The sequence below is a fragment of the Cyanobium sp. BA20m-p-22 genome (assembly GCF_024346275.1).
GTDB lineage: Bacteria > Cyanobacteriota > Cyanobacteriia > PCC-6307 > Cyanobiaceae > Cyanobium_A.
This window is the reverse complement of record NZ_JAGQCQ010000032.1, coordinates 1-18,480: the sequence shown is the minus strand read 5'-3', so window position 1 is coordinate 18,480 and position 18,480 is coordinate 1. Positions and strand designations below refer to the sequence as shown.

The window sequence follows — 18,480 nt, the reverse complement described above, 5'->3', positions numbered from 1 at the left end:
TCCACTCAACGGCTTGGCCGTAGAGGAAATAGGCGCCAAGGGCCATGGTGAGTAGCCAGAAAGCCCGAAATCCCATCAGATTCCCCTTGCTCATGCAGCGCTCTGCCAGCCAGATCGTGCCCGAACTAGAAATCAATACCACCGTGTTGAGCAGGGGCGTGCGCCACTCGAGGCCTTCCACACCGGGGGGGAGCCAATTGAGCGCAGCGGTTTTCAGCAGGGCGAAGCCGCTGAAGAATGCCAAAAAGATGACACTCTCAGAACAGAGAAAGATGATGAAGCCCGTGAGGTTGTGCTTCGGGTGCTCAGTGTTCAAATGAGGTGTAGCAGTCATGCGCTGGCCTCCTGAAGGGTGAGCTGATTTTCAATCTCTGCCTGGTGCTCAACCAATGGTTCTCCAGTGCCGTAACCGTAGGGGCGTGCAATCACGGTCGGCACGTGCTCACCAAAGTTGTCTTCAGGTGGCGGTGATGGCAGCAACCACTCAAGACCAATGGCATTCCAGGGGTTATGGGGGGCTTTCGGGCCCCGCACCCAGGAACTCACCATGTTGAGCAGGAAGGGAATGATCGACACTCCCAGCAAGAAGGCGCCCAGGCTAGCCAGCACATTCCAGAAGGCAAATTCCGGGTCGTAGCTAGAAACCCGCCGGGGCATGCCCATCAGTCCCAGGGGATGCATAGGCAAGAAGTTGAGGTTGGCCCCAACAAAGGTGAGCAAAAAATGGACCTTGCCAAGGCCCTCGTAGGGCATGCGGCCAATAAATTTGGGAAACCAGTGATAGATAGCGGCAAAGATTCCCATCACCGCTGCCCCATAGATCACATAGTGGAAATGACCCACAACGAAATAGGTGTTAGATACGTGAATATCGACCGGCACTGTGGCCAGCATGATGCCGGTGATGCCAGCAAATACAAAGTTGAACAGGCCACCCAGGCAAAAAAGCATTGGTGTGGTGAGTCGCAGTTTGCCGCGCCAAATGGTGCCCAGCCAGGCAAAGACCTTTACCCCCGTGGGCACGGCAATCAGCATCGTAGAAAACATAAAGAAGTTGCGCATCCACTGCGCCACTCCACTGGGGAACATGTGGTGCACCCACACAACTAAACCCAGTGCCACGATGATGAAGGAGGCCAGGCAGACGTAGACGTAGCCAAACAGTGGCTTCCGTGAGTAAACCGGGAACAGCTCGGAAAAGATGCCAAACACCGGCAGAATGATCACATACACGGCCGGGTGGGAATAAAACCAGAAAAAGTGCTGATAAAGCACTGGGTCACCACCTCCCTCTGGCTGATAAAAGCTGGTGCCAAAGCTGAGGTCCATCAGCAACATCACCGCTCCACCGGTAAGGGCAGGCAGGCCGATCAACTGCAGACTTTGGGCTGCAAGGGCAGTCCAGCAGAACACCGGCATGCGGAAGAAGCCCATGCCAGGGGCGCGCATGCGCAGAATCGTGGTGACGAAGTTGAGCGCTCCCATGATCGAGGAGACACCCGAAAGGGCCACGGCTGTGATCCACAGGCCTTGGCCATTAATAAAGTGGCCCAGCGGGTTCTGGGTGCTCACCGGTGGATAGGACCACCAGCCGGAATAGGCCGGCCCACCAGGAACGAAAAAGCTGCCGATCAACAGGGCGCCAAAAATGGGAACCAGCCAGAAGGCCACCGCATTTAAGCGCGGAAAGGCCATATCTGGAGCGCCGATCATCGTGGGGATCAGCAGGTTATTGAGCCCATTCAGCACCGGAAAGATGAACAGGAACAGCATGATTGTTCCATGCATCGTGTAGATGCCGTTGTACACCGTGCGGTCGACCAGGTCGGCCGCTGGCGTGATCAATTCACCGCGGATGATCATGGCCAGCAGGCCACCGATCAGAAAGAAGAAAAAGGCCGTAACGATGTACTGAATGCCAATCACCTTGGCATCTGTGTTGAAGCCGAAGTAACGGCTCCAGGAGGTGTTTTCGGGAGGACTGGGCGGGAAGGTAGCGGAGGTCATCGGGCTCAGGCGTCGTGCGGCAGGGTGTTAGATCCGGGAACGTTCACCTGGGGCGGTGGAGCTGGCGGCACGGTGGCCCAGCCTGGGTTTTTCAGCTGTTTACGCTCGCCGTATTCGATTACTGCATCACTTAAACCGGGCTGCAGCGGTTGGCTAGCGGCGTTCTTCAGCCAAGCCTGGTAAGCCTCGGGGCTTTCGACCACCACATCGGCCTGGTTGGCGGCAAACCAGGTGCCACTGAATTGGGAATCGCGCAGGCGGTAGCGCCCCTCCCGCGTTGGAGTGAGATTGAAGTTGATCGCCCGGCCAGGAATTACGTCCTGCTTAAGGCGAAATGCTGGAATGTAAAAGCCATGAATTACGTCGTCTGACACCAAACGGAAGCTGACGGGCTGATCAACCGGCAGATGCAGCTCGGTGGTGGAAACATTGGCGCTTGGATAGCGAAATTCCCAAGACCACTGGCGGGCAATCACCTCCACCTGCTCGGCCGGCAAGCGATCGGCGGCGTAGCCACCCTGGTCTTCCACCGGATTGGCCAAATGGATGTGCTCCATCGGACCAAGAACTCCGAGTTTGGTGTTGACGCGCATGGCGTAAACCGCGATGGCCATCACCAGCAGTAAGGGAATGACCGTCCAGATCACCTCGAGCCGGGTATTTCCCTCAATCGGCTCCGCATCGCTCTCGTCGTATTTCTCGGCGCGGTGCTTAAGCAGCACCCAAGCCATCACCGACACCACCGACCCAAACACGAAGGTGCCGATGCCCGTTTCAAAGCTGAACAGCCCATCGACCAGTGGTGCCGCGGTAGAGGCCTGCACTGGCAACCAGCTGTAGGACTGCTGGGCCATCCACCAGCTCAAGGCCACCAACACCCCAATCCAAGCCAGCAAGCCGGCTAAGCCGGCGCTGCTGATTGGTGGGCGGGAGCGCTCAGAAGAGTTACTCACGGCAGGGCCTCGCTGAGATCAGCACCAGCTGCGAGCAGCTGGTCGGCGCTGACATGCACGCCAAACTCACCGGCCAACTCGGCCCCAAGGGTGCCGTGCAGACCGATCACCAGGAACAGCCCGAGCCCAACCAGCAAATAGAGCCACTGCACCTGCCGGCCCATGTCGCGGCGCCAGACGAAGCGTTGGTAGCCCCGCCACACCGTCATCGCGACGATCACCAGCAGGATCACAACGCCTCCGACGCCGTGCCAGAGCATCGTCTCCATGCTCTGCAGCCCGATGGTGCTGGTGACCCCGGGCAGGGGCACCGCCAGCAGCATCTCGAAGAAGCCAGCCGCCACGGTGAAGAAAGTGACGATGGCGCAAGCCAGCAGGTTGTACCAACCCACATCGTGGAAGCCGCCGCGGGTCACCGGCAGGGCCAGAAAGCGGAACACCCGCTTCTCAACTGGGTAGAGGGCGCCGGCTATATCAAAGGCGATCGCAATCACAAAAAGCCCGATGGTGAAGTGCACCAGGTTTGGATGGATGGGCAGGGCGTAGGGCAGTCCATTGGGCCCCAGATCGGCTGCCAACTGCTCGATCGGTGAGCTGGAGGGAATGAATGCAGCTGCGCCTTGCATCACACCAACCCCGAGCGCATGGCTTGCACCACCGGCACCGTGTGCAGGCCGTACACCCAGATCAACTGATTACCGAGGGTCACCTGTAGCACTATCAAGGCACTGAGCAGGCCTCCCGCGCCTAGGAACGCCAGGGGCAGCTGCTGGGGGTCCTTGCTGCGAATCACGTAGCGCCAACCAGACATCATCGACAGCACCCCAGCCAGCGACCAGCCGATCGTGCTGTGCAGGTTGAGAATGTCGCGGGAGGCGCCGTAGGGATTGGCCAGCCCCGCCTCAACCTGTCCGAACATGATCGCCACAAAAATAGCTGCAGTAGCAAACAGCAGGTTCCAGAAGCTGACCTCAAACAGCGCTGACCGGCGGGTCACCACTCCGATCAAATCAAATACAAACGAGATCAGCCCCATGGCGATTACGAAGTGCACAACGATCGGATGGATGGTGTCCATCCAAGGGAGGTTGTGATCGTTGAGCGGCGGCAGCAGCTCAAGCATGGGGCCCAAACCAGCAGGGTTGACCTCCACGTTGCTAAGCCCCCGCAGGGGGCGAGCAAAGCTGTGATGATTTGCTACATGAATGTGCGCATTGCCTGACTGGAAACTTGCGTCCGGGGCAATTGTTTTCCAAGGGAAGATTTAGGGTTGAAGATTCTATGTTTCTGCCCAGGTGACGGTTCCTGCCTCTCCCATCCTGCGCTGGGTCAGCGCCGCCCTGCTGTTCGCCGCGGCCGGGCTGTCGATCGTGCTGCCGTTTGTGTCTGCCACCTTGCTGACCATCGCCGTTGGTGCCGTATCGGTGATTGCCGGGGTGTCCCAGCTGCTGCGGCTCACTGGCGAAGCCGACATCAAGGGCAAGATTTTCCGGCTACTTTCCGGCTTGCTGTATCTGGGCGGCGGAGTGTGGGTTCTGGCATTTCCGGTCGCCAGCGAGGTGAGCCTGACCCTTTTTGTGGGCTTCCTGCTGGCCTTTGAAGGGGTGATGGAATTGGCCGCCGCCGCCACCGGCCAGGGAGCCGCCCGTGGCCTGGTGCTGATTGATGGCATTGTCACCGCCGTCCTTGGCGGCATGCTCATCGCAGAGTGGCCCTCCGACAGCATCTGGGCAATCGGCATGCTGTTTGGCATTGGTCTGGCCTTTTCAGCCGTCAACCTGCTCACCGCCCCCAGCCAGGCGGCCACCTGATCCGACCACCCCATAGCCGCCCCCGCCTGGGGTTTCGATGCGCAGGGCCTCACCGGGCCGCAGCTCCAGCTCGCAGCAGCCCGCCAGCGGCCTGATCGAACCATCCGGGCCGATCAGGCTGTTGCGTCCGCAGGCCCCCGCTCCCCCGCCAGCCAATCCGGCGGGGGCTATTCGCCGGGATCCGGAAATGAGCGCGGCGGCCATCGGCTCAAGAAAGCGCAGCTGCCTCACCACACCATCGCCGCCACGGAAAGCCCCCGCGCCCCCCGAGCCCGGGCGAATCGCAAACCGTTCCACCCTGATCGGATAGCGGGTTTCGAGGATCTCCGGATCGGTGAGGCGCGAATTGGTCATGTGGCTCTGCACCGCGGAGGCCCCGGCAAAGGGCTCACCGCCTGGCCGGCGACCGGCGCCGGTGCCGCCGCAGATCGTTTCGTAGTACTGAAGCTGGGCATTGCCGAAGCTGAGGTTGTTCATCGTGCCCTGGGCTGCCGCCTGCACCCCAAGCGCCAGGAACAGGGCATTGGTCGCCGCCTGGGAGATCTCCACATTGCCCGCCACCACCGCCGCTGGAGCAAGCGGATGGAGCAGGGAACCCGCCGGCACCACCAGGTCAATGGGCTCGAAGCAGCCGGCGTTGAGCGGAATCGCCTCCCCCACCAGGCAACGGAAGACATAGAGCACCACCGCCTTGGTGACGGCCAAGGGGGCATTGAGATTGCCATCGTGCTGGGGGGAGGTGCCGCTGAAATCCACCCGGGCCCGGCGTGCCGCCACATCGATCTGCACGGCCACCCGGATCTGGCCGCCATGGTCGAGCTCCACCTGGGCCCCATAGGTATCCGAGGCCTGGCCGCTGCCTAGCCCTGCAATCACCCGGGCCACCGCCTCTGCCCCATTGGCCAGCACATGGGCCTGATAGGCCCGCACTTCCTCCAGGCCATGGCGGCCAATCAGTCGCTGCAGCCCATCGACCCCCAGGCGATTGGCTGCAGCCTGGGCCTGGAGATCGGCGAGCAATTGGTCGGGGTTGCGCACCGGATGGCACCCCGCTGCGAAGCGTTGCCGCCAGCTGGCCTCCTCGAAGCCGCCATCGGTGAGAAACAGGACGTTGTCCAGCAGCAGACCCTCATCGGCGATGGTGCGGCTGAAGGCCGGCATCGAGCCCGGGGTGATTCCGCCCACATCGGCGTGGTGGCCCCGCGAGGCCACAAAGAACAGGGGGGCCCCATCGACAAACACCGGTGTGATCGCCGTGATGTCCGGCAGGTGGGTGCCGCCGTTGTAAGGGTTGTTGGAGAGCACCACGTCCCCCGGCGCCAGGGGGGGGCGATCGCCGCGGGCGATGGCCTCCAGCAAGCTGGTCACGCTGTCGCCCATCGAGCCCAGATGGACCGGGATATGGGGGGCATTGGCCACCAGTCGGCCGGCGCCATCAAAGAGGGCGCAGGAGAAATCGAGCCGCTCGCGGATATTTACCGAGCGAGCGCTCTGCTGCAGCCGCACCCCCATCTGCTCGGCAATGGCGGAGAAGCGGTGGTTGTAGAGCTCCAGCACGGTGGGGTCTGGCCCTACGGCAGGGCGAGCGGACGCACCAGGGCTGGCCAGGGGGGAAGCCAGCCGCTCCAGCAGCAGGGCCCCGTCAGCTAGCAGCCGCGCCTGCCAACCGGGCTCCAGCACGGTGGTGGTGGTCAGATCCAGCACCAGGGCGGGGCCCTCCAGGTGTTGGCCAGGCTGCAGCTGGGACCTCCGCCAGAGGGGCACCGCCTGCCAGCCGGCCGCCTCCCCCAGCCAGAGGCGGCTGGTTTGGGCCAAGGGAGGCATGCCGGCAGGCCCATCCGGCCGAGGGGAGCCCATTGGCATGGACCCTGCCGCCGGGGGCACCGGGGTAGCCGGAGTCAGCTCCACCAGCAGCCGTTCCACGATCAAATCGTCGACGCCGGGGCGGTAGCCATGGCGCCGCTGGTAGCTCTCAGCAAAGGCCTCCTGCAGCTCAGCCACCCCAGCCCCTGCGCTGGGCTCCTGCAGCGACCAGCCCAGCTCCAGCCCCTGCTCGCTGCCGGCCGCCCGGATCTCCAGCCGCACCCCAACCCGTGGCGGCATCGCCGAGGGGCCGAGCCCGGCAAGGGCCCCGGCAACGAGCTCGGCGCCCTGCTGCCGCAACAGGGGCAAGGAGGCCGTCCGCAGGGGCAAGCGGGGCGAGCACTCCAGCAGTCGGGCCTGTTCGGCCATGCCCAGGCCGTAGGCAGACAGCACCCCGGCCAGGGGGTGGAGCAGCACCCGCTGCAGGCCCAGCAACTCGGCCAGGCGGCAGGCGTGCTGACCTCCTGCTCCGCCGAAACTCACCAGCAGGGCCTCGCGCAGGTCGTGGCCGCGCTGAATTGAGATCCGGCGCAGGGCCTCAGCCATGGTTTCCACCGCGATCTGGAGGGCGCCGGCCGCCACCCGCTCCGGCGTGATGCCTGGGGCCGCCGCCGCCATGGCAGTGGCCAGCTCGGAGAAGCGCTGCCGCACCGCCTCTCCATCGGCGGGTTGGTCGGCGGTGGGACCAAAAACCGCCGGCAGGGCGGCGATCGGCAGCCGGCCCAGCAGCAAATTGGCATCGGTGATCGTGGTCGGCCCGCCGCGGCGGTAAGCCGCCGGCCCCGGATCGGCCCCGGCTGAGGCCGGCCCCACCTGCAGCCGCTGGCCATCGAAACGCAAGATTGATCCCCCACCGGCTGCCACCGAGTGAATGGGCAGCATCGGAGCCTGGAGCTGCAGCCCGACGATCTCGGTGCAGGGGCTGCGCTCCCAGGCCAGATCCCCCCGCCGCCCGTCGAAATGGAAGACATCGGTGGAGGTGCCACCCATGTCGAAGCCAACGATGGGCTGGGGCGGCAGGCCCGCGAGCCCCAGGGCCCGCTGGGCCACGGCCACTGCGCCCACCATGCCGCCGGCGGGACCCGAGAGGATCGTGTCCTTGGCCAGCAGCTCCTGGGGATCCGCCAGGGTTCCGCTGGAACACATCACCCGCAGCCGGGTTGCTGGCCCCAAGGCCAGCTGCACCTGGCGCAGGTAGCGCCGCAGCACCGGCGCCACCGCCGCCTCCACCAGGGCGGTCTGGCCGCGGGGCACCAGCCGGGGTTGGCTGCTGAGCCGGTGGGAGAGCACCACAGCCTCAAAGCCCAGGGGTGCGAGCCACTGCTCTAGCTGCAGCTCCTGGCAGGGATTGCGGGTGCTGTGCAGCAGGGCAACGGCGCAGCTGCTGAAGCCGTCGGCCTGGGCACGGCGCAGCGACTGGCCCAGTTGCTCCGTGAGCTGCAGGGGCTTGAGCTCGGCGCCGTCAACCGCCAGGCGCCCCTCCACCTCCAACACCCGCACCCGCAGGGGCTGGGGCCGCTCGATCGCCAGGGCAAAAAGATCGGGGCGGTGCTGATCGCCGATGCTGAGCAGGTCGGCAAAGCCGCGGTTGATCAGCAGCACCACGCCAGCGCCACGCTGCTCCAGCAGGGCATTGGTGGCCACGGTGGTGCCCAGGCGCACCTCCTGCACCAGGCCCTCCGGCACGGGCTGGCCCGGCGCCAGGCCCAGCACGGCCCCGATCGCCTTCACCGCCGGGTCGCCCGGGCAATCGGCCTGCACCGAAAGCACCTTGCGCACCACCAGCTCACCGGCGGGGCTGCAGCCCACCACATCGGTGAAGGTGCCGCCCCGGTCGATCCAGAACCGCCAACCGGGGGTTGGACAGGCCGGCTGCACTGGCTCAGCGGTAATTCTCAAACTGGAGCGGCACCTCCACGTCCTGGGCCTTGAGCAGGTTGATGGCCTGCTGCAGGTCGTCCTTGTTCTTGCCGGTGATCCGCAGGCTGTCGCCCTGAATCGAAACGGTGACCTTCTTGAGCTCGTCCCGCACGGTTTTGCTTAGCTGCTTGGCAAGCTCCGAGCTGAGCCCCTTGCGCAGTTTCACCACCTGCTTGACCCGGTTGCCGCCCACGGGCTCTGGGGTCTGGAAGTCGAAGATCTTCAGCGAGAGATTGCGCTTGGTGGCCTTCTGGCGCAGTACATCCTCCACGGCCTGGAGGGTCATGTCGCTGGCGGTGGTGATCGTGAGGCTGGCTTCCTCCACGTCTATCTCGGTGGCCGAATCCTTGAGGTCGTAGCGGGTGCCGACGTCGCGGCGCACCTGGTCAATCGTGTTGACGAGCTCCTGGCGATCAAAATCACTCACCACATCGAAGGAATAGGTGTCGGCCATGGGGCTGGTTCGGCTGGACGAAGACGTCTGCGGATCGTAGATGCGGCCTGCCAACCTGGACCCACAGTCCGCTCCGCCAGCCGCCATGACCGCCAACCTCGCCCCCTTTGCCTGGTCGTTGTTGCTGGCCGCCGGTGTGGTGGTGTTCAGCACGGTGCCCCTGGGGGCCGCCCGCTCCCAGGCCAATTTCCAGATGGAGGATCTGGCGGCACCGCGGGCGATGTTCGAGCGGCTGCCGGCCTGGGGCAAGCGGGCCGCCTGGGCCCATCAGAACTGCTTTGAGGCCCTCACCCTGCATGCCCCCGCCTGCCTGCTCTGCCTGGTGGCGGGAGTGGGCAGCCCGGTGGCGCTCGCGGCCGCCTGGATCCATCCAGCCCTGCGGCTGGCCTACATCGGCGCCTATGTGTTCAACCTTCCCCCCCTGCGGGGGCTCTGCTGGGCCGGTGGCCTGGTGTGCACGGGGGTGCTCTACGCCGAAGGCCTGAAGGCTGTCATTGCTGGTTGAACTGGGCTGGCTGAGCTGGGCTGGGCTGGCTGAGCTGGGAGCTAGTCGAAGAACATGACGCTCACCACCTTGCCCATGTCTTCGGCCACACGGCAGCTGGCCAGGAGGGTCTCGCTGTCGTGGAAGGCGTAGCAGATCAGCTGGTCACAGCGGGTGATGATCTCGTGGTTGCAGAGGCTGCTGGCCATCGGCAGGGGCAGTTCGTCGTGCTCGGGCTTCTCCACCAGGTGCAGCACCTGCTCCAGCTGCTCCCGGGATTCGCCTGGCTGGCGATCCAGGCTCTGGGGCAGCAGCACGGTGAGCCGGGCCGGATCAATCTCCAGCACGCTGCGGATCACGGCCGCATTCACCCCCTGGGAGCCGGAGGTGATCAGGTTGTGCCCCTCCTGGGCCAGGGAGCGGGCCACCAACTCCACCAGATGGATCGAAACCACAGGCACGTGGCGACTGCCCAGGATGGCAATCCGGCGTTTGCCCCGGTCCTGGAGCATGGCCAGTTCCTGGGCAAGGGTGTCGATCCGGCCCAATGCCGGAAGATCAAGGGACCGGGTCACCTGTAGCCCTCTGCCTGCACCCCGAAAATAGCAGCGTTATTTAGCCAGCGCGGGCAACTGCAACCTCGTAAACAGCCGCTCAAAATCGCAGTGCTCTGCCACCAACCGAAAGGCAAAGCTGGCCTTGACCGCCTCGTGCAGACGCACGTGACCAAAGGCCTGCTCAATCACTTCCACGGTGGTGAGGGTGTCGTGTTCCACCTTGAGCAGGGGCACCTCCAGTTCCTCGGCCCGGTTGATCAGCTGGGGCAGGGGCTCTGCGGCCCCTGTGAGGATCAGACATTGGGTTGACGCCTCCAGGGCAGCCAGCTGGATATCGGTGCGGTCCGCACCGGTCACCACCGCCATGTTGCGGCGGCGACGGAAAAATTCCATCGCCGAGTTGACATTCATGGCTCCGATTGAGAGGGTTTCAACCAGCAGGTCGAGCCGCTCGGGGCAACAGAGCACCTTGGCCCCGAGCCGCAGAACCAGCTCCTCCACCGTGACACTGCGCAGCAGGGGGCTCTGGGGCATCACCCCCAGCACCGGCAGTCCCAACCGCTCCAGGGCAGGCACCATGTCGGCGCGCAGGGGCCCAACCAGCTGGGGTTGAACGGCATTGAGCACCACCCCGGCCAGACGGTCACCCAGCCGGGCCCGAGCCGCCAGCAGGGGATCAACGCTGCTGCTGTCTACCCAGGGGTGCACCAGCAGCACCTGGGCCCCCATCCCCTCAGCCAGCTGGGGCAGGCTGAGGCCGTAGAGCAAGCCCTCATCCATGCTGCCGCCAGCTTCCAGCAGGGTGAGGCCATCGCTAAAAGCTGCCAGCTGCAAACTCTGTTCGCTGAAGCCGGCCCCCGGATCCAGGTTGCCCTGCAACAAACGCTGCTGGGCCTGCTGGGGATCGGCAACCTGGAGAGATGGGATCAGCTGGCTGTCAGGCAGCCCCAGGGTGGCCCCCACAAAGCGCACATCCGCATCGAGCAGTGGGGTGCCTACCGGCATCTCGGCGGGGGAATCCAGGCTGGTGGCCAGGGGCTTGCCGAAGCGAACCTCTACCCCTTGGCGGAGCAGCTGGCGGGCCAGCCCGAGCACCACGGCGGATTTGCCGCTAAAGGGTTCACAGGAACCAACCAGCAAGGTGGGGGCCATCGGTCAACCTCGCTGGGGCTCAGCTGGTGGGAATTTAGGCGGTTGTTTCCATACCGACCTGCTCCATGCTGGCGCGTCAGGGGTCGTTAGCGCCAGGCTCATGTCGAGTTGCCAGGATCAATGCACCGTTGCCGTCACAGGGGCAAGTGGCAGCTTCGGCAGGGCCCTGCTGCGTCGCTGGCCCCGCCAGGATGTCCACCTGGTGGGGCTCACCAGCAGCCCAGAGCCACTGGATCTGCGCGATGAAGCCGGAGGGCCGATCCCCCATGAGCAGGTGGTCTGGCAGATCGGCGAGGAGTGGGCCCTGCGGCCGGTGCTGGAACGGGTGGATGTACTCGTGCTCAACCATGGCATCAACCAACCCCAGGCCCGCAGCCGCGCAGCCACCGGCCAGGCCCTGGAGGTGAATGCCCTCAGCAGCTGGCGGCTGCTGGAACTGTTTGCCGAGGTCGTGCAGCAACGCGCCGGCGCCCGCCGCCGGGCAGAGGTTTGGGTCAACACCTCCGAAGCGGAGATCCAGCCGGCCCTCAGCCCGCTCTACGAGCTCAGTAAACGGCTACTGGGAAACCTGGTGAGCCTGCGGGCCCTAGACCTCGGCGGCAGTCAGGGGCCGCTGCGCATCCGCCGGTTGGTGCTGGGGCCCTTCCGCTCGGCCCTCAACCCGATTGGCTTGATGGGGGCCGATTTCGTGGCCGGCCAGGTACTGGCCCAGGCCCGGCTGGGCTGCAACCTGATCATCGTCAGCCCCAACCCGCTCACCTACGTGCTGATGCCACTCAGCACCCTGAGCCGCTGGCTCTACTGCAGGCTGCTGACGAGAGCTAAGGGCTGAACTGGCCTAGAAATCCCGGTCGGTGAGAATCTCGCAACCGTCGCTGCCAACGGCGATGGTGTGCTCCCACTGGGCCGACCAACTGCCATCGGCCGTCACCACGGTCCAGCGGTCCTTAAGGGTGCGGCAGGCCTTGCTGCCGGCATTGAGGATCGGCTCCACCGCCAGGGTCATGCCCGAACGCAGCTTCATGTTGGGAAGATCCCGGGTGCGGAAATTGAACACCGATGGCTCTTCGTGCAGGTTGCGGCCAACCCCATGGCCGGTGTAGTCCTCGACGACGGCGAAGCCGTGGGCTTCGACGTGGTCTTGAACGGCGCCGGCGATATCCAGCAGGGTGTTGCCCGCCTTGATTTGGGCCAAGCCCCGCATCAGGGATTCCTGGGCCACGCGGCAGAGGGTCTGGGCTTCCTCACTGGCACCTTGGCCGACGCAGAGGCTCACACAGCTGTCCCCGTGGTAGCCGTCGAAGTAGGCCCCCGTATCGATCTTGAGCAGGTCGCCGGCCTGGATCACCCGCTTGCTGCTGGGGATGCCGTGCACCACCTCGTTATTGATCGAGGCGCAGATGCTGGCAGGGAAGCCGTGGTAGCCCTTAAAGCTGGGAGTGGCTCCCATTTCGCGGATGCGCTTTTCGGCATGGCTGTCGAGATCGCCGGTGGTCATGCCAGGGGCCGCCAGCTCCAATAGCTCACGCAGCACCGTGGCCACGATCCGGCTGGCCTGGCGCATCGTGGCGATCTCCCGGGCGCTCTTGATCTCCACGCCCCGTCTGCCCTTCTGGATGCGAGGGCCTGTCTCCAGGACTGGGGTTTTGGTGGTAGCCAGCAGATCGGCAAACAGATTCATGCTGGGAGCTCGAGCCGCGATGGACACATCTGGAGATCAAGCTACCAATGGCGGGGAGGCGCTGCGGGCTCCCCGCCGGCCGGTACACTGAGGGATTGGCCAGGCCTAAGCGGAGTTGAGATGGCAACGGAGACGACCGACAACCAGACCGAGAACCAGCCGGAAAATCCAGCTGAGATTCCTGAAACCGGTCCAGTGGCGGTGAAAACCAAGGTCACCACTGGCAAACTCAGCGCCCAGGAGCTGATTCGAGCCTTCGAGGCCGAACAACTCAAGAGCGAGTTGCCCGAGATTTATGTGGGCGACACCGTGAAGGTGGGCGTGCGGATCCGTGAGGGCAACAAGGAGCGCGTCCAGCCCTACGAGGGTGTGGTTATTGCCAAGCGCCACGGCGGTCTCAACGAGACCATCACCGTGCGGCGCATCTTTCAGGGCATCGGCGTGGAGCGGGTCTTCATGCTGCACAGTCCCCAGGTGGCCTCCGTGAAAGTGGAGCGCCGCGGTAAGGTGCGTCGGGCGAAGCTCTTCTATCTGCGTGATCGGGTGGGTAAAGCCACACGGGTCAAGCAACGCTTCGATCGCTGAGGCTGCGGCGGGTCTGCCCATATGTCTGGAGAGTTTCTCCCCAGACGTATTGGTTCCCACCCATTGGCCTCATGTTTACGGGGCATCGGCATTGCGCCGTTAGTTCAGTTGGTAGAACGCAGGTCTCCAAAACCTGATGTCGGGGGTTCAAGTCCTCCACGGCGCGTTCGATGCTCCAATCTGCAGTTTCCTGGTTTCGAGCATGGAGTTGGATTTACAACCCGGAGATGTGGTGAAGGTGCTCGAGTCAGCGGCTCTGGGCTGGGTACGAGCCCGCGTGATCCGGGTCAAGTCCGGTGGTCGAGTGGTGGTTCAAAGCGACCAGGGGCGTGAATTCACCGCCCGTGGCAACCAGGTGCGTCTGATCGAGCCCGCCGGATTCAGGCCCTGAGGGGCCGTTGACGGCGGGCAGGGTGGCGATGGATACTTCTTAAGTCAGTGAGTCGGCGCAATCGGGCCTGCCCCGAATCGGACTCCTGACTGGGATTCAGGCTGGAAAACCAGACTGAGTATTCAAATTAGACCAGATTTGGGACTGTAGTTCAACCGGTTAGAGCACCGCCCTGTCACGGCGGAAGTTGCGGGTTCGAATCCCGTCAGTCCCGTTTATTAAATCCGAGCCAGTTTATTGAATCGGAGCCCGTTCACTGAATCGGAGAACGTCTGCGTGAAGTTTGCCAGTGCAGCTGGATCTGCGGTGCGGGTACGCCTGGCCCCCAGCCCCACGGGAACCCTGCACATCGGCACGGCCCGCACTGCAATGTTCAACTGGCTGTTCGCCCGCCGCCAGGGCGGCCAGTTTCTACTGCGCATCGAAGACACCGACAGCGCCCGCAGCAAGCCCGAATACACCGCCAACATCCTCGAAGGGCTGCAGTGGCTCGGGCTGGACTGGGATGGCGAGCCCGTCATCCAGAGCGAGCGGATCGGCGAGCACCGGGCCGCGATCCAGCAGCTACTGGATAGCGGCCACGCCTACCGCTGCTTCGCCAGCGAAGCGGAACTCACCGCCATGCGGGAGCAGCAGGCCGCCCACAAGCAGGCCCCCCGCTACGACAATCGCCACCGCGACCTGAGCGCCGAGCAGCAACAGGCCTACATCGCCGAGGGGCGCCAGGCCACGATCCGCTTCCGCATCGCCGACGCCGCCAGCATCACCTGGAGCGACCTGGTGCGCGGGGAGATGACCTGGAAGGGCAGCGACCTGGGCGGGGACATGGTGATCGCCCGCCGGGCCCCGGCCGATCAGATCGGCGACCCGCTCTACAACCTGGTGGTGGTGGTGGACGACATCGCCATGGCCATCAGCCACGTGATCCGCGGCGAAGACCACATCGCCAACACCGCCAAGCAGCTGCTGCTCTACCAGGCCCTCGCCGCCGAGCCGCCGGTATTTGCCCACACACCCCTGATCCTTAACCAGGAGGGCAAAAAGCTCTCCAAGCGCGATGGCGTCACTTCGGTGAGCGAATTTCGGGCCATGGGCTACACCGCCGAAGCCCTGGCCAACTACATGACCCTGCTGGGCTGGTCGCCGCCGGAGGGCATGGGGGAACGCTTCAGCCTGGCCGAGGCGGCAGCGGTGTTTGACTTCGAGCGGGTCAACCGGGCCGGGGCCCGCTTCGACTGGGAGAAACTCAACTGGCTCAACGGCCAGGTGCTGCACGGCCTCGGCCCCGAGAGCCTGCGCCAGCAACTGCTGCCCCTGTGGGCCGAGCACGGCTGGGGCACCGAACCAGGCAGCGCCTGCGCTGATCCCGCCTGGCAGTTTGACCTCTGCAGCCTGATCGGCCCCTCCCTCACCCTGCTGGCCGATGGGGTGGAGCAGGCCCGCCCCTTTTTCACCACCCCCGAGCTCGAGCAAGCCGCCACAACCCAACTGGCCACCGACGGAGCCAGAGCTGCCCTGGCGGCCCTGCTGGAGAGCCTGCTGAAACGCCTGCCGGAGGCCCCCCTGGAGGCCGACCAGGCCCAGGCCCTGCTCCTGGAGGCGGCGACGGCGGCTGGAGTTAAAAAAGGGGTGATCATGAAGACCCTGCGGGCCGCCCTGCTGGGCAGCCTCCAGGGCCCAGACCTACTGGCCACCTGGCTGTTGCTGCACCGCAGTGGCGCCGACCGGGCCCGGATCAGCCGCTGCCTCTAGGCCCAGGCGGCGGGCCAGGGGGCCGGCGCTGAGGCCCTGCAGGCCCACGGTGAGCAGGATCGTCAGAAACACAAGCCCCTGGAGCCGGCCGGCCCCCACAACCCCCGCCTGCTCGAGGCGGATGGCAAACAGGCTCGCCACGGCGGCGGTGACGATGCCCCTGGGCGCCAACCAGGCCAGCAGGGCCCGCTGGGGCAGGCTGAAATCCAGGCCCCAGGTGGCCAGGCCGACCGCCACGGGGCGCACCACAAGCATCAACACCAGCACGCAGGCCACCCCACCCCAGCCCAGGGGGCTGAGTTCGGCCCAGCTCACATCGGCAGCCAGCAAGGGGAAGAGCATGGTGATCGCCAGCTGGGCCAACTGACGGATCAGCTCATCGAGCTCGGCCGCATCCGTATCCGGCCTGCGGCCGACCACCACCCCGGCGGCCACCGCCGCGGGCAGGCCCGATTCGGGCAGCCACAACTCGCAGCCGCTGAACATCAGAAAAAGACTGCCCAAGGTGAGCTGGAGCCGCAGGGCGCCGGCCGCCTGGGCGGGGATGCGGCTGAGGGCTTCGGCCAGCAACCAGCCACAGCCAACCCCGATCAGCACCCCACCGCCAAGCCTTTGCAGCAGGCCCAGGGCCAGCTCCCGCCAGCCATGCAGATCGCCGAGGGCCAGCTCAAGCAGCAGCAGGGCCAGCACGGCCCCGATCGGCTCGAGCACCAGCCCCTCCCCCTCCAGCACCTCGCCCAGGGGGGATGCCAGGCGGATCTGGCGCACCAGTGGAGTCACCACGGTGGGGCCGGTGGCCAGCACGATGGCGCTGAACACCGCTGCCAGCGACCAGTTCAATCCCGCCAGCCAGTGGGCCGCCAGCAGGCCGGCCGCAAGGGCGAGCACCAGCCGCACCAGCACGATGCGCAGCACGGCTTGGCGGGTGCCGTCATCGGGCAGGCGCAGGTTGATGCCGCCATCGAACAGCACCAGGCTCACCAGCAGGCCCACCACCGTGCCCAGCCCTGCCCCGAGGTCGAGGGGTTCTACCAGGCCAAAGCCCGAGCGCCCGATCACCAGGCCGGCACTGAGCAGCAACACCACCCCCGGCAGACCGGTGAGCCAGGCAAGCCCCTGGGCCACCGCACCGGCAAACACGGTGACGCCCCAGAGCAGCCCCAGCCGCTCAGGTGTCATTCATCAAGGGCATTGAACTTGGGCTCCACATGAATTCCAATCACTGCCGCAGGCCTTACCACCAGATATTCACCCTCCAGATCCGCCAGCGGCACATTTACGAAGGTATCGGGAGCAGAAGCGGTCAGCACACTCCCGTACCACTGCTGAAAGGCCTCCAGGGTGTGGAAATGGACGGTTTCGCTCTGCCCCCCACTCAGGTGCAGATGAACGGCATAGCGGCGGGGGAGGGCAGACATGGAGTCTTGGCGGGCAGCGGATTAGCGGGCAGCGTCTTGGCGGGCAGCAGTCCGGCGTTGTCCTCAGGATGGCCCAGGCTCCCTGGGTTGTGCCAGGTGAGTGGCTGCAGCGCAACATCGCTGGCCACATAAAGGGGATGGCGGGGCTGGCCGGCGGCGGTGAGGCCCAGGGCCCAGAGATCACGCCCCTGCAACAAGGCCAGCGCCGCCCGATCCCGCCCCCGCCAGGCCCCCTGGTTGCCCCAGCCCAGCCACACCAGCGCCTGGGGATTGGCTGCCAGCCGTTGCTGCATCCAGCCATCGGTCTCCGCTCCCACCGGATCAGCAGCGCGGCGCAGCACGGCCGGAGATGGGCTGATGCGGGCAAACAGGTTGAGCACCTCGAGGCTGCCGAAGCCCCAGTGGCGGCCAAACCCCACCAGCCGCCGCAGGGTGGGGTCGTCGCGCTGGCCATCGGCCCGCGACGGATTGAGGCCGATGAACAACAGCCGCGGCGCCGCCGGCTGCCACAGCCGCTCCAGCCACCAGCGGTAGTGGCCGCAGGGGCTGAAGGCGGCGGTACCGCTGGCGATGGCCACCTGCACCATCGCATTAGCATGAAACTATGCCCAGCCTGGCTGCCATTCGCGCACAGCGCCACAGCGCCCGCCTAAGGGCGTTGCGCGCACGCGCCGCAGAGGTCGCCGCCAGCCAGCCGGGCGGCGAGGTGTGGCTATTTGGCTCGATGGCGCGGGGCAACTGGGATGGCTGCTCAGACGTTGACCTACTGGCCATCGCCCCTAGCCGGCAGCAGGCTGATGCCCTAGCCGATGCACTGCTAGACGCCCGCCTCGGTGACGACGTGCTGGCCCTCAGCCAGGAGCGCTGGCAGCAGCTGAAGCAGGGCGACGATCCTTACTGGCGGGCCATCGGCCGCGACGCCCTGCGCCTGGATCAGCCGTGACTCCCAGGGTTGAAGCCTGGATCCGCCAGGCGAACAACGATCTGGAAGCGGCGGGCCTTACGGCCGGCCAGGGGTTCCATGCCCAGGCCTGCTACCTGGCGGGTCAGGCCGCCGAAAAAGCCCTCAAGGCCTTGCTGCTCGCGGCCGGGATCACTCCGCCATACAGCCACTCCCTCGAGAAACTGGTGGAGCTGCTGCAACAGCAGGGCCTGGATCTCCCAGCCCTGGCTGAGCTGCATCTCAAGGCGCTTACGCGCATGAATAGCGCCAGCCGCTACCCCCAAGGCGATGAGGCGCCGGCTGATCTCTTCGATGCCAACGACAGCTCCACTGCCCTGGGCACCGCGGAGGCCGTGGTGCGGATCGCCATGGCCCAACTGCAAGCCTGAGCTCTGGCAGGCTGACCCGACCCATCACCCCTTGCAGCAACGTGGCCCCTGGCACCAAGCCCCTGCTGCTGCTGATCGATGGCCACTCCCTGGCCTTTCGCAGTTTCTACGCCTTTGCCA

21 protein-coding genes and 2 tRNA genes are annotated in these 18,480 nt (G+C 65.3%); 10 read left to right on the top strand and 13 right to left on the bottom strand.

Translation table 11 applies throughout. The features are described from left to right. From KBZ15_RS04580 to KBZ15_RS04560, 5 genes are all read right to left on the bottom strand, one after another. Window positions 1–334 (bottom strand): cytochrome c oxidase subunit 3 (locus KBZ15_RS04580; protein ID WP_255013751.1); only part of this gene is annotated, 334 nt, incomplete at its 3' end. Beyond that, window positions 331–2,007: a cbb3-type cytochrome c oxidase subunit I gene (locus KBZ15_RS04575; protein ID WP_255013750.1), complete on the bottom strand. Its 1,677-nt coding sequence runs from the start codon at window positions 2,005–2,007 to the stop codon at window positions 331–333. The genes KBZ15_RS04580 and KBZ15_RS04575, both read right to left, overlap by 4 nt. Window positions 2,008–2,012: 5 nt before the next feature. Continuing rightward, window positions 2,013–2,960 carry a cytochrome c oxidase subunit II gene (locus tag KBZ15_RS04570; RefSeq protein ID WP_255013749.1) on the bottom strand — a complete coding sequence of 316 codons (948 nt, stop codon included), beginning with the start codon at window positions 2,958–2,960 and terminating at the stop codon, window positions 2,013–2,015. Next, window positions 2,957–3,586 carry a DUF2231 domain-containing protein gene (locus KBZ15_RS04565; protein WP_255013748.1) on the bottom strand — a complete coding sequence of 210 codons (630 nt, stop codon included), beginning with the start codon at window positions 3,584–3,586 and terminating at the stop codon, window positions 2,957–2,959. Before KBZ15_RS04565 ends, KBZ15_RS04570 begins: the two co-directional genes overlap by 4 nt. Further along, window positions 3,586–4,083 carry a DUF2231 domain-containing protein gene (locus tag KBZ15_RS04560; RefSeq protein WP_255013746.1) on the bottom strand — a complete coding sequence of 166 codons (498 nt, stop codon included), beginning with the start codon at window positions 4,081–4,083 and terminating at the stop codon, window positions 3,586–3,588. The genes KBZ15_RS04565 and KBZ15_RS04560 overlap by 1 nt, the downstream gene beginning before the upstream one ends. 172 nt (window positions 4,084–4,255) lie before the next feature. Between KBZ15_RS04560 and KBZ15_RS04555 the strand changes: the two genes are divergently transcribed. Continuing rightward, window positions 4,256–4,771: a DUF308 domain-containing protein gene (locus tag KBZ15_RS04555; protein WP_255013745.1), complete on the top strand. Its 516-nt coding sequence runs from the start codon at window positions 4,256–4,258 to the stop codon at window positions 4,769–4,771. Here KBZ15_RS04555 and KBZ15_RS04550 read toward each other — a convergent pair. After that, complete coding sequence (locus KBZ15_RS04550; RefSeq protein ID WP_255013743.1) at window positions 4,727–8,512, bottom strand: hydantoinase B/oxoprolinase family protein; 3,786 nt, start codon at window positions 8,510–8,512, stop codon at window positions 4,727–4,729. The genes KBZ15_RS04555 and KBZ15_RS04550 overlap by 45 nt on opposite strands. A 4-nt stretch (window positions 8,513–8,516) precedes the next feature. After that, complete coding sequence (locus tag KBZ15_RS04545; RefSeq protein ID WP_255013742.1) at window positions 8,517–9,008, bottom strand: YajQ family cyclic di-GMP-binding protein; 492 nt, start codon at window positions 9,006–9,008, stop codon at window positions 8,517–8,519. Window positions 9,009–9,093: 85 nt separating this feature from the next. Between KBZ15_RS04545 and KBZ15_RS04540 the strand changes: the two genes are divergently transcribed. Next, window positions 9,094–9,513: an MAPEG family protein gene (locus KBZ15_RS04540; protein WP_255013740.1), complete on the top strand. Its 420-nt coding sequence runs from the start codon at window positions 9,094–9,096 to the stop codon at window positions 9,511–9,513. Between the two features lie 41 nt (window positions 9,514–9,554). Here KBZ15_RS04540 and KBZ15_RS04535 read toward each other — a convergent pair whose 3' ends face one another. Continuing rightward, window positions 9,555–10,067, bottom strand: coding sequence for a DNA recombination-mediator protein A (locus KBZ15_RS04535; protein ID WP_197151079.1), 513 nt, complete (start codon window positions 10,065–10,067; stop codon window positions 9,555–9,557). A gap of 36 nt (window positions 10,068–10,103) precedes the next feature. Beyond that, window positions 10,104–11,201, bottom strand: a complete 1,098-nt coding sequence (locus KBZ15_RS04530) for a phosphotransacetylase family protein (RefSeq protein ID WP_254930265.1) — start codon at window positions 11,199–11,201, stop codon at window positions 10,104–10,106. A 100-nt stretch (window positions 11,202–11,301) separates the two neighbouring features. Here KBZ15_RS04530 and KBZ15_RS04525 point away from each other — a divergent pair, with 100 nt between their 5' ends. Beyond that, complete coding sequence (locus KBZ15_RS04525; RefSeq protein ID WP_255013739.1) at window positions 11,302–12,033, top strand: NAD-dependent epimerase/dehydratase family protein; 732 nt, start codon at window positions 11,302–11,304, stop codon at window positions 12,031–12,033. A 6-nt stretch (window positions 12,034–12,039) separates the two neighbouring features. On the opposite strand, the gene map is transcribed toward KBZ15_RS04525, so the two are convergent. After that, window positions 12,040–12,882, bottom strand: a complete 843-nt coding sequence (gene map, locus KBZ15_RS04520; protein ID WP_255013738.1) for a type I methionyl aminopeptidase — start codon at window positions 12,880–12,882, stop codon at window positions 12,040–12,042. A gap of 120 nt (window positions 12,883–13,002) precedes the next feature. On the opposite strand from map, the gene rplS reads away from it, so the two are divergent. The 5 genes from rplS to gltX all read left to right on the top strand — a co-directional run bounded on the left by rplS (window position 13,003) and on the right by gltX (window position 15,610). After that, window positions 13,003–13,467, top strand: coding sequence for a 50S ribosomal protein L19 (rplS, locus tag KBZ15_RS04515; protein ID WP_231596480.1), 465 nt, complete (start codon window positions 13,003–13,005; stop codon window positions 13,465–13,467). 93 nt (window positions 13,468–13,560) lie between these two features. Then, a tRNA-Trp gene (locus KBZ15_RS04510) sits at window positions 13,561–13,633 on the top strand. 36 nt (window positions 13,634–13,669) lie between these two features. Beyond that, window positions 13,670–13,858 (top strand): hyperconserved protein Hcp, encoded by a 189-nt coding sequence (locus KBZ15_RS04505; protein ID WP_006043540.1) that lies wholly within the window; start codon window positions 13,670–13,672, stop codon window positions 13,856–13,858. A gap of 140 nt (window positions 13,859–13,998) precedes the next feature. Continuing rightward, window positions 13,999–14,072: transfer RNA gene (locus tag KBZ15_RS04500), tRNA-Asp, on the top strand. Window positions 14,073–14,134: 62 nt separating this feature from the next. Continuing rightward, entirely contained in the window at window positions 14,135–15,610 is a 1,476-nt protein-coding gene (gltX, locus tag KBZ15_RS04495; RefSeq protein WP_255013735.1) for a glutamate--tRNA ligase, read from the top strand. Here the strand turns inward: gltX and KBZ15_RS04490 are convergent. The 3 genes from KBZ15_RS04490 to KBZ15_RS04480 are packed head-to-tail and all read right to left on the bottom strand — an operon-like array spanning window position 15,542 to window position 17,615. Then, on the bottom strand, window positions 15,542–16,789 hold the full coding sequence (locus KBZ15_RS04490; protein ID WP_255013733.1) for a cation:proton antiporter: 1,248 nt from the start codon (window positions 16,787–16,789) through the stop codon (window positions 15,542–15,544). The genes gltX and KBZ15_RS04490 overlap by 69 nt on opposite strands. Beyond that, window positions 16,786–17,028, bottom strand: a complete 243-nt coding sequence (locus KBZ15_RS04485; protein ID WP_255013731.1) for a hypothetical protein — start codon at window positions 17,026–17,028, stop codon at window positions 16,786–16,788. The genes KBZ15_RS04490 and KBZ15_RS04485 overlap by 4 nt, the downstream gene beginning before the upstream one ends. Then, window positions 16,986–17,615, bottom strand: a complete 630-nt coding sequence (locus tag KBZ15_RS04480) for a DUF1643 domain-containing protein (protein WP_255013729.1) — start codon at window positions 17,613–17,615, stop codon at window positions 16,986–16,988. The genes KBZ15_RS04485 and KBZ15_RS04480 overlap by 43 nt, the downstream gene beginning before the upstream one ends. Before the next feature lie 17 nt (window positions 17,616–17,632). Between KBZ15_RS04480 and KBZ15_RS04475 the strand changes: the two genes are divergently transcribed. Both KBZ15_RS04475 and KBZ15_RS04470 read left to right on the top strand, forming a co-directional pair. Continuing rightward, a complete protein-coding gene (locus tag KBZ15_RS04475; RefSeq protein ID WP_255013727.1) occupies window positions 17,633–17,971 on the top strand; it encodes a nucleotidyltransferase domain-containing protein in 339 nt (112 codons plus the stop codon). Continuing rightward, entirely contained in the window at window positions 17,968–18,360 is a 393-nt protein-coding gene (locus tag KBZ15_RS04470; RefSeq protein ID WP_255013726.1) for a HEPN domain-containing protein, read from the top strand. The genes KBZ15_RS04475 and KBZ15_RS04470 overlap by 4 nt, the downstream gene beginning before the upstream one ends. Window positions 18,361–18,480 lie beyond the last annotated feature (120 nt).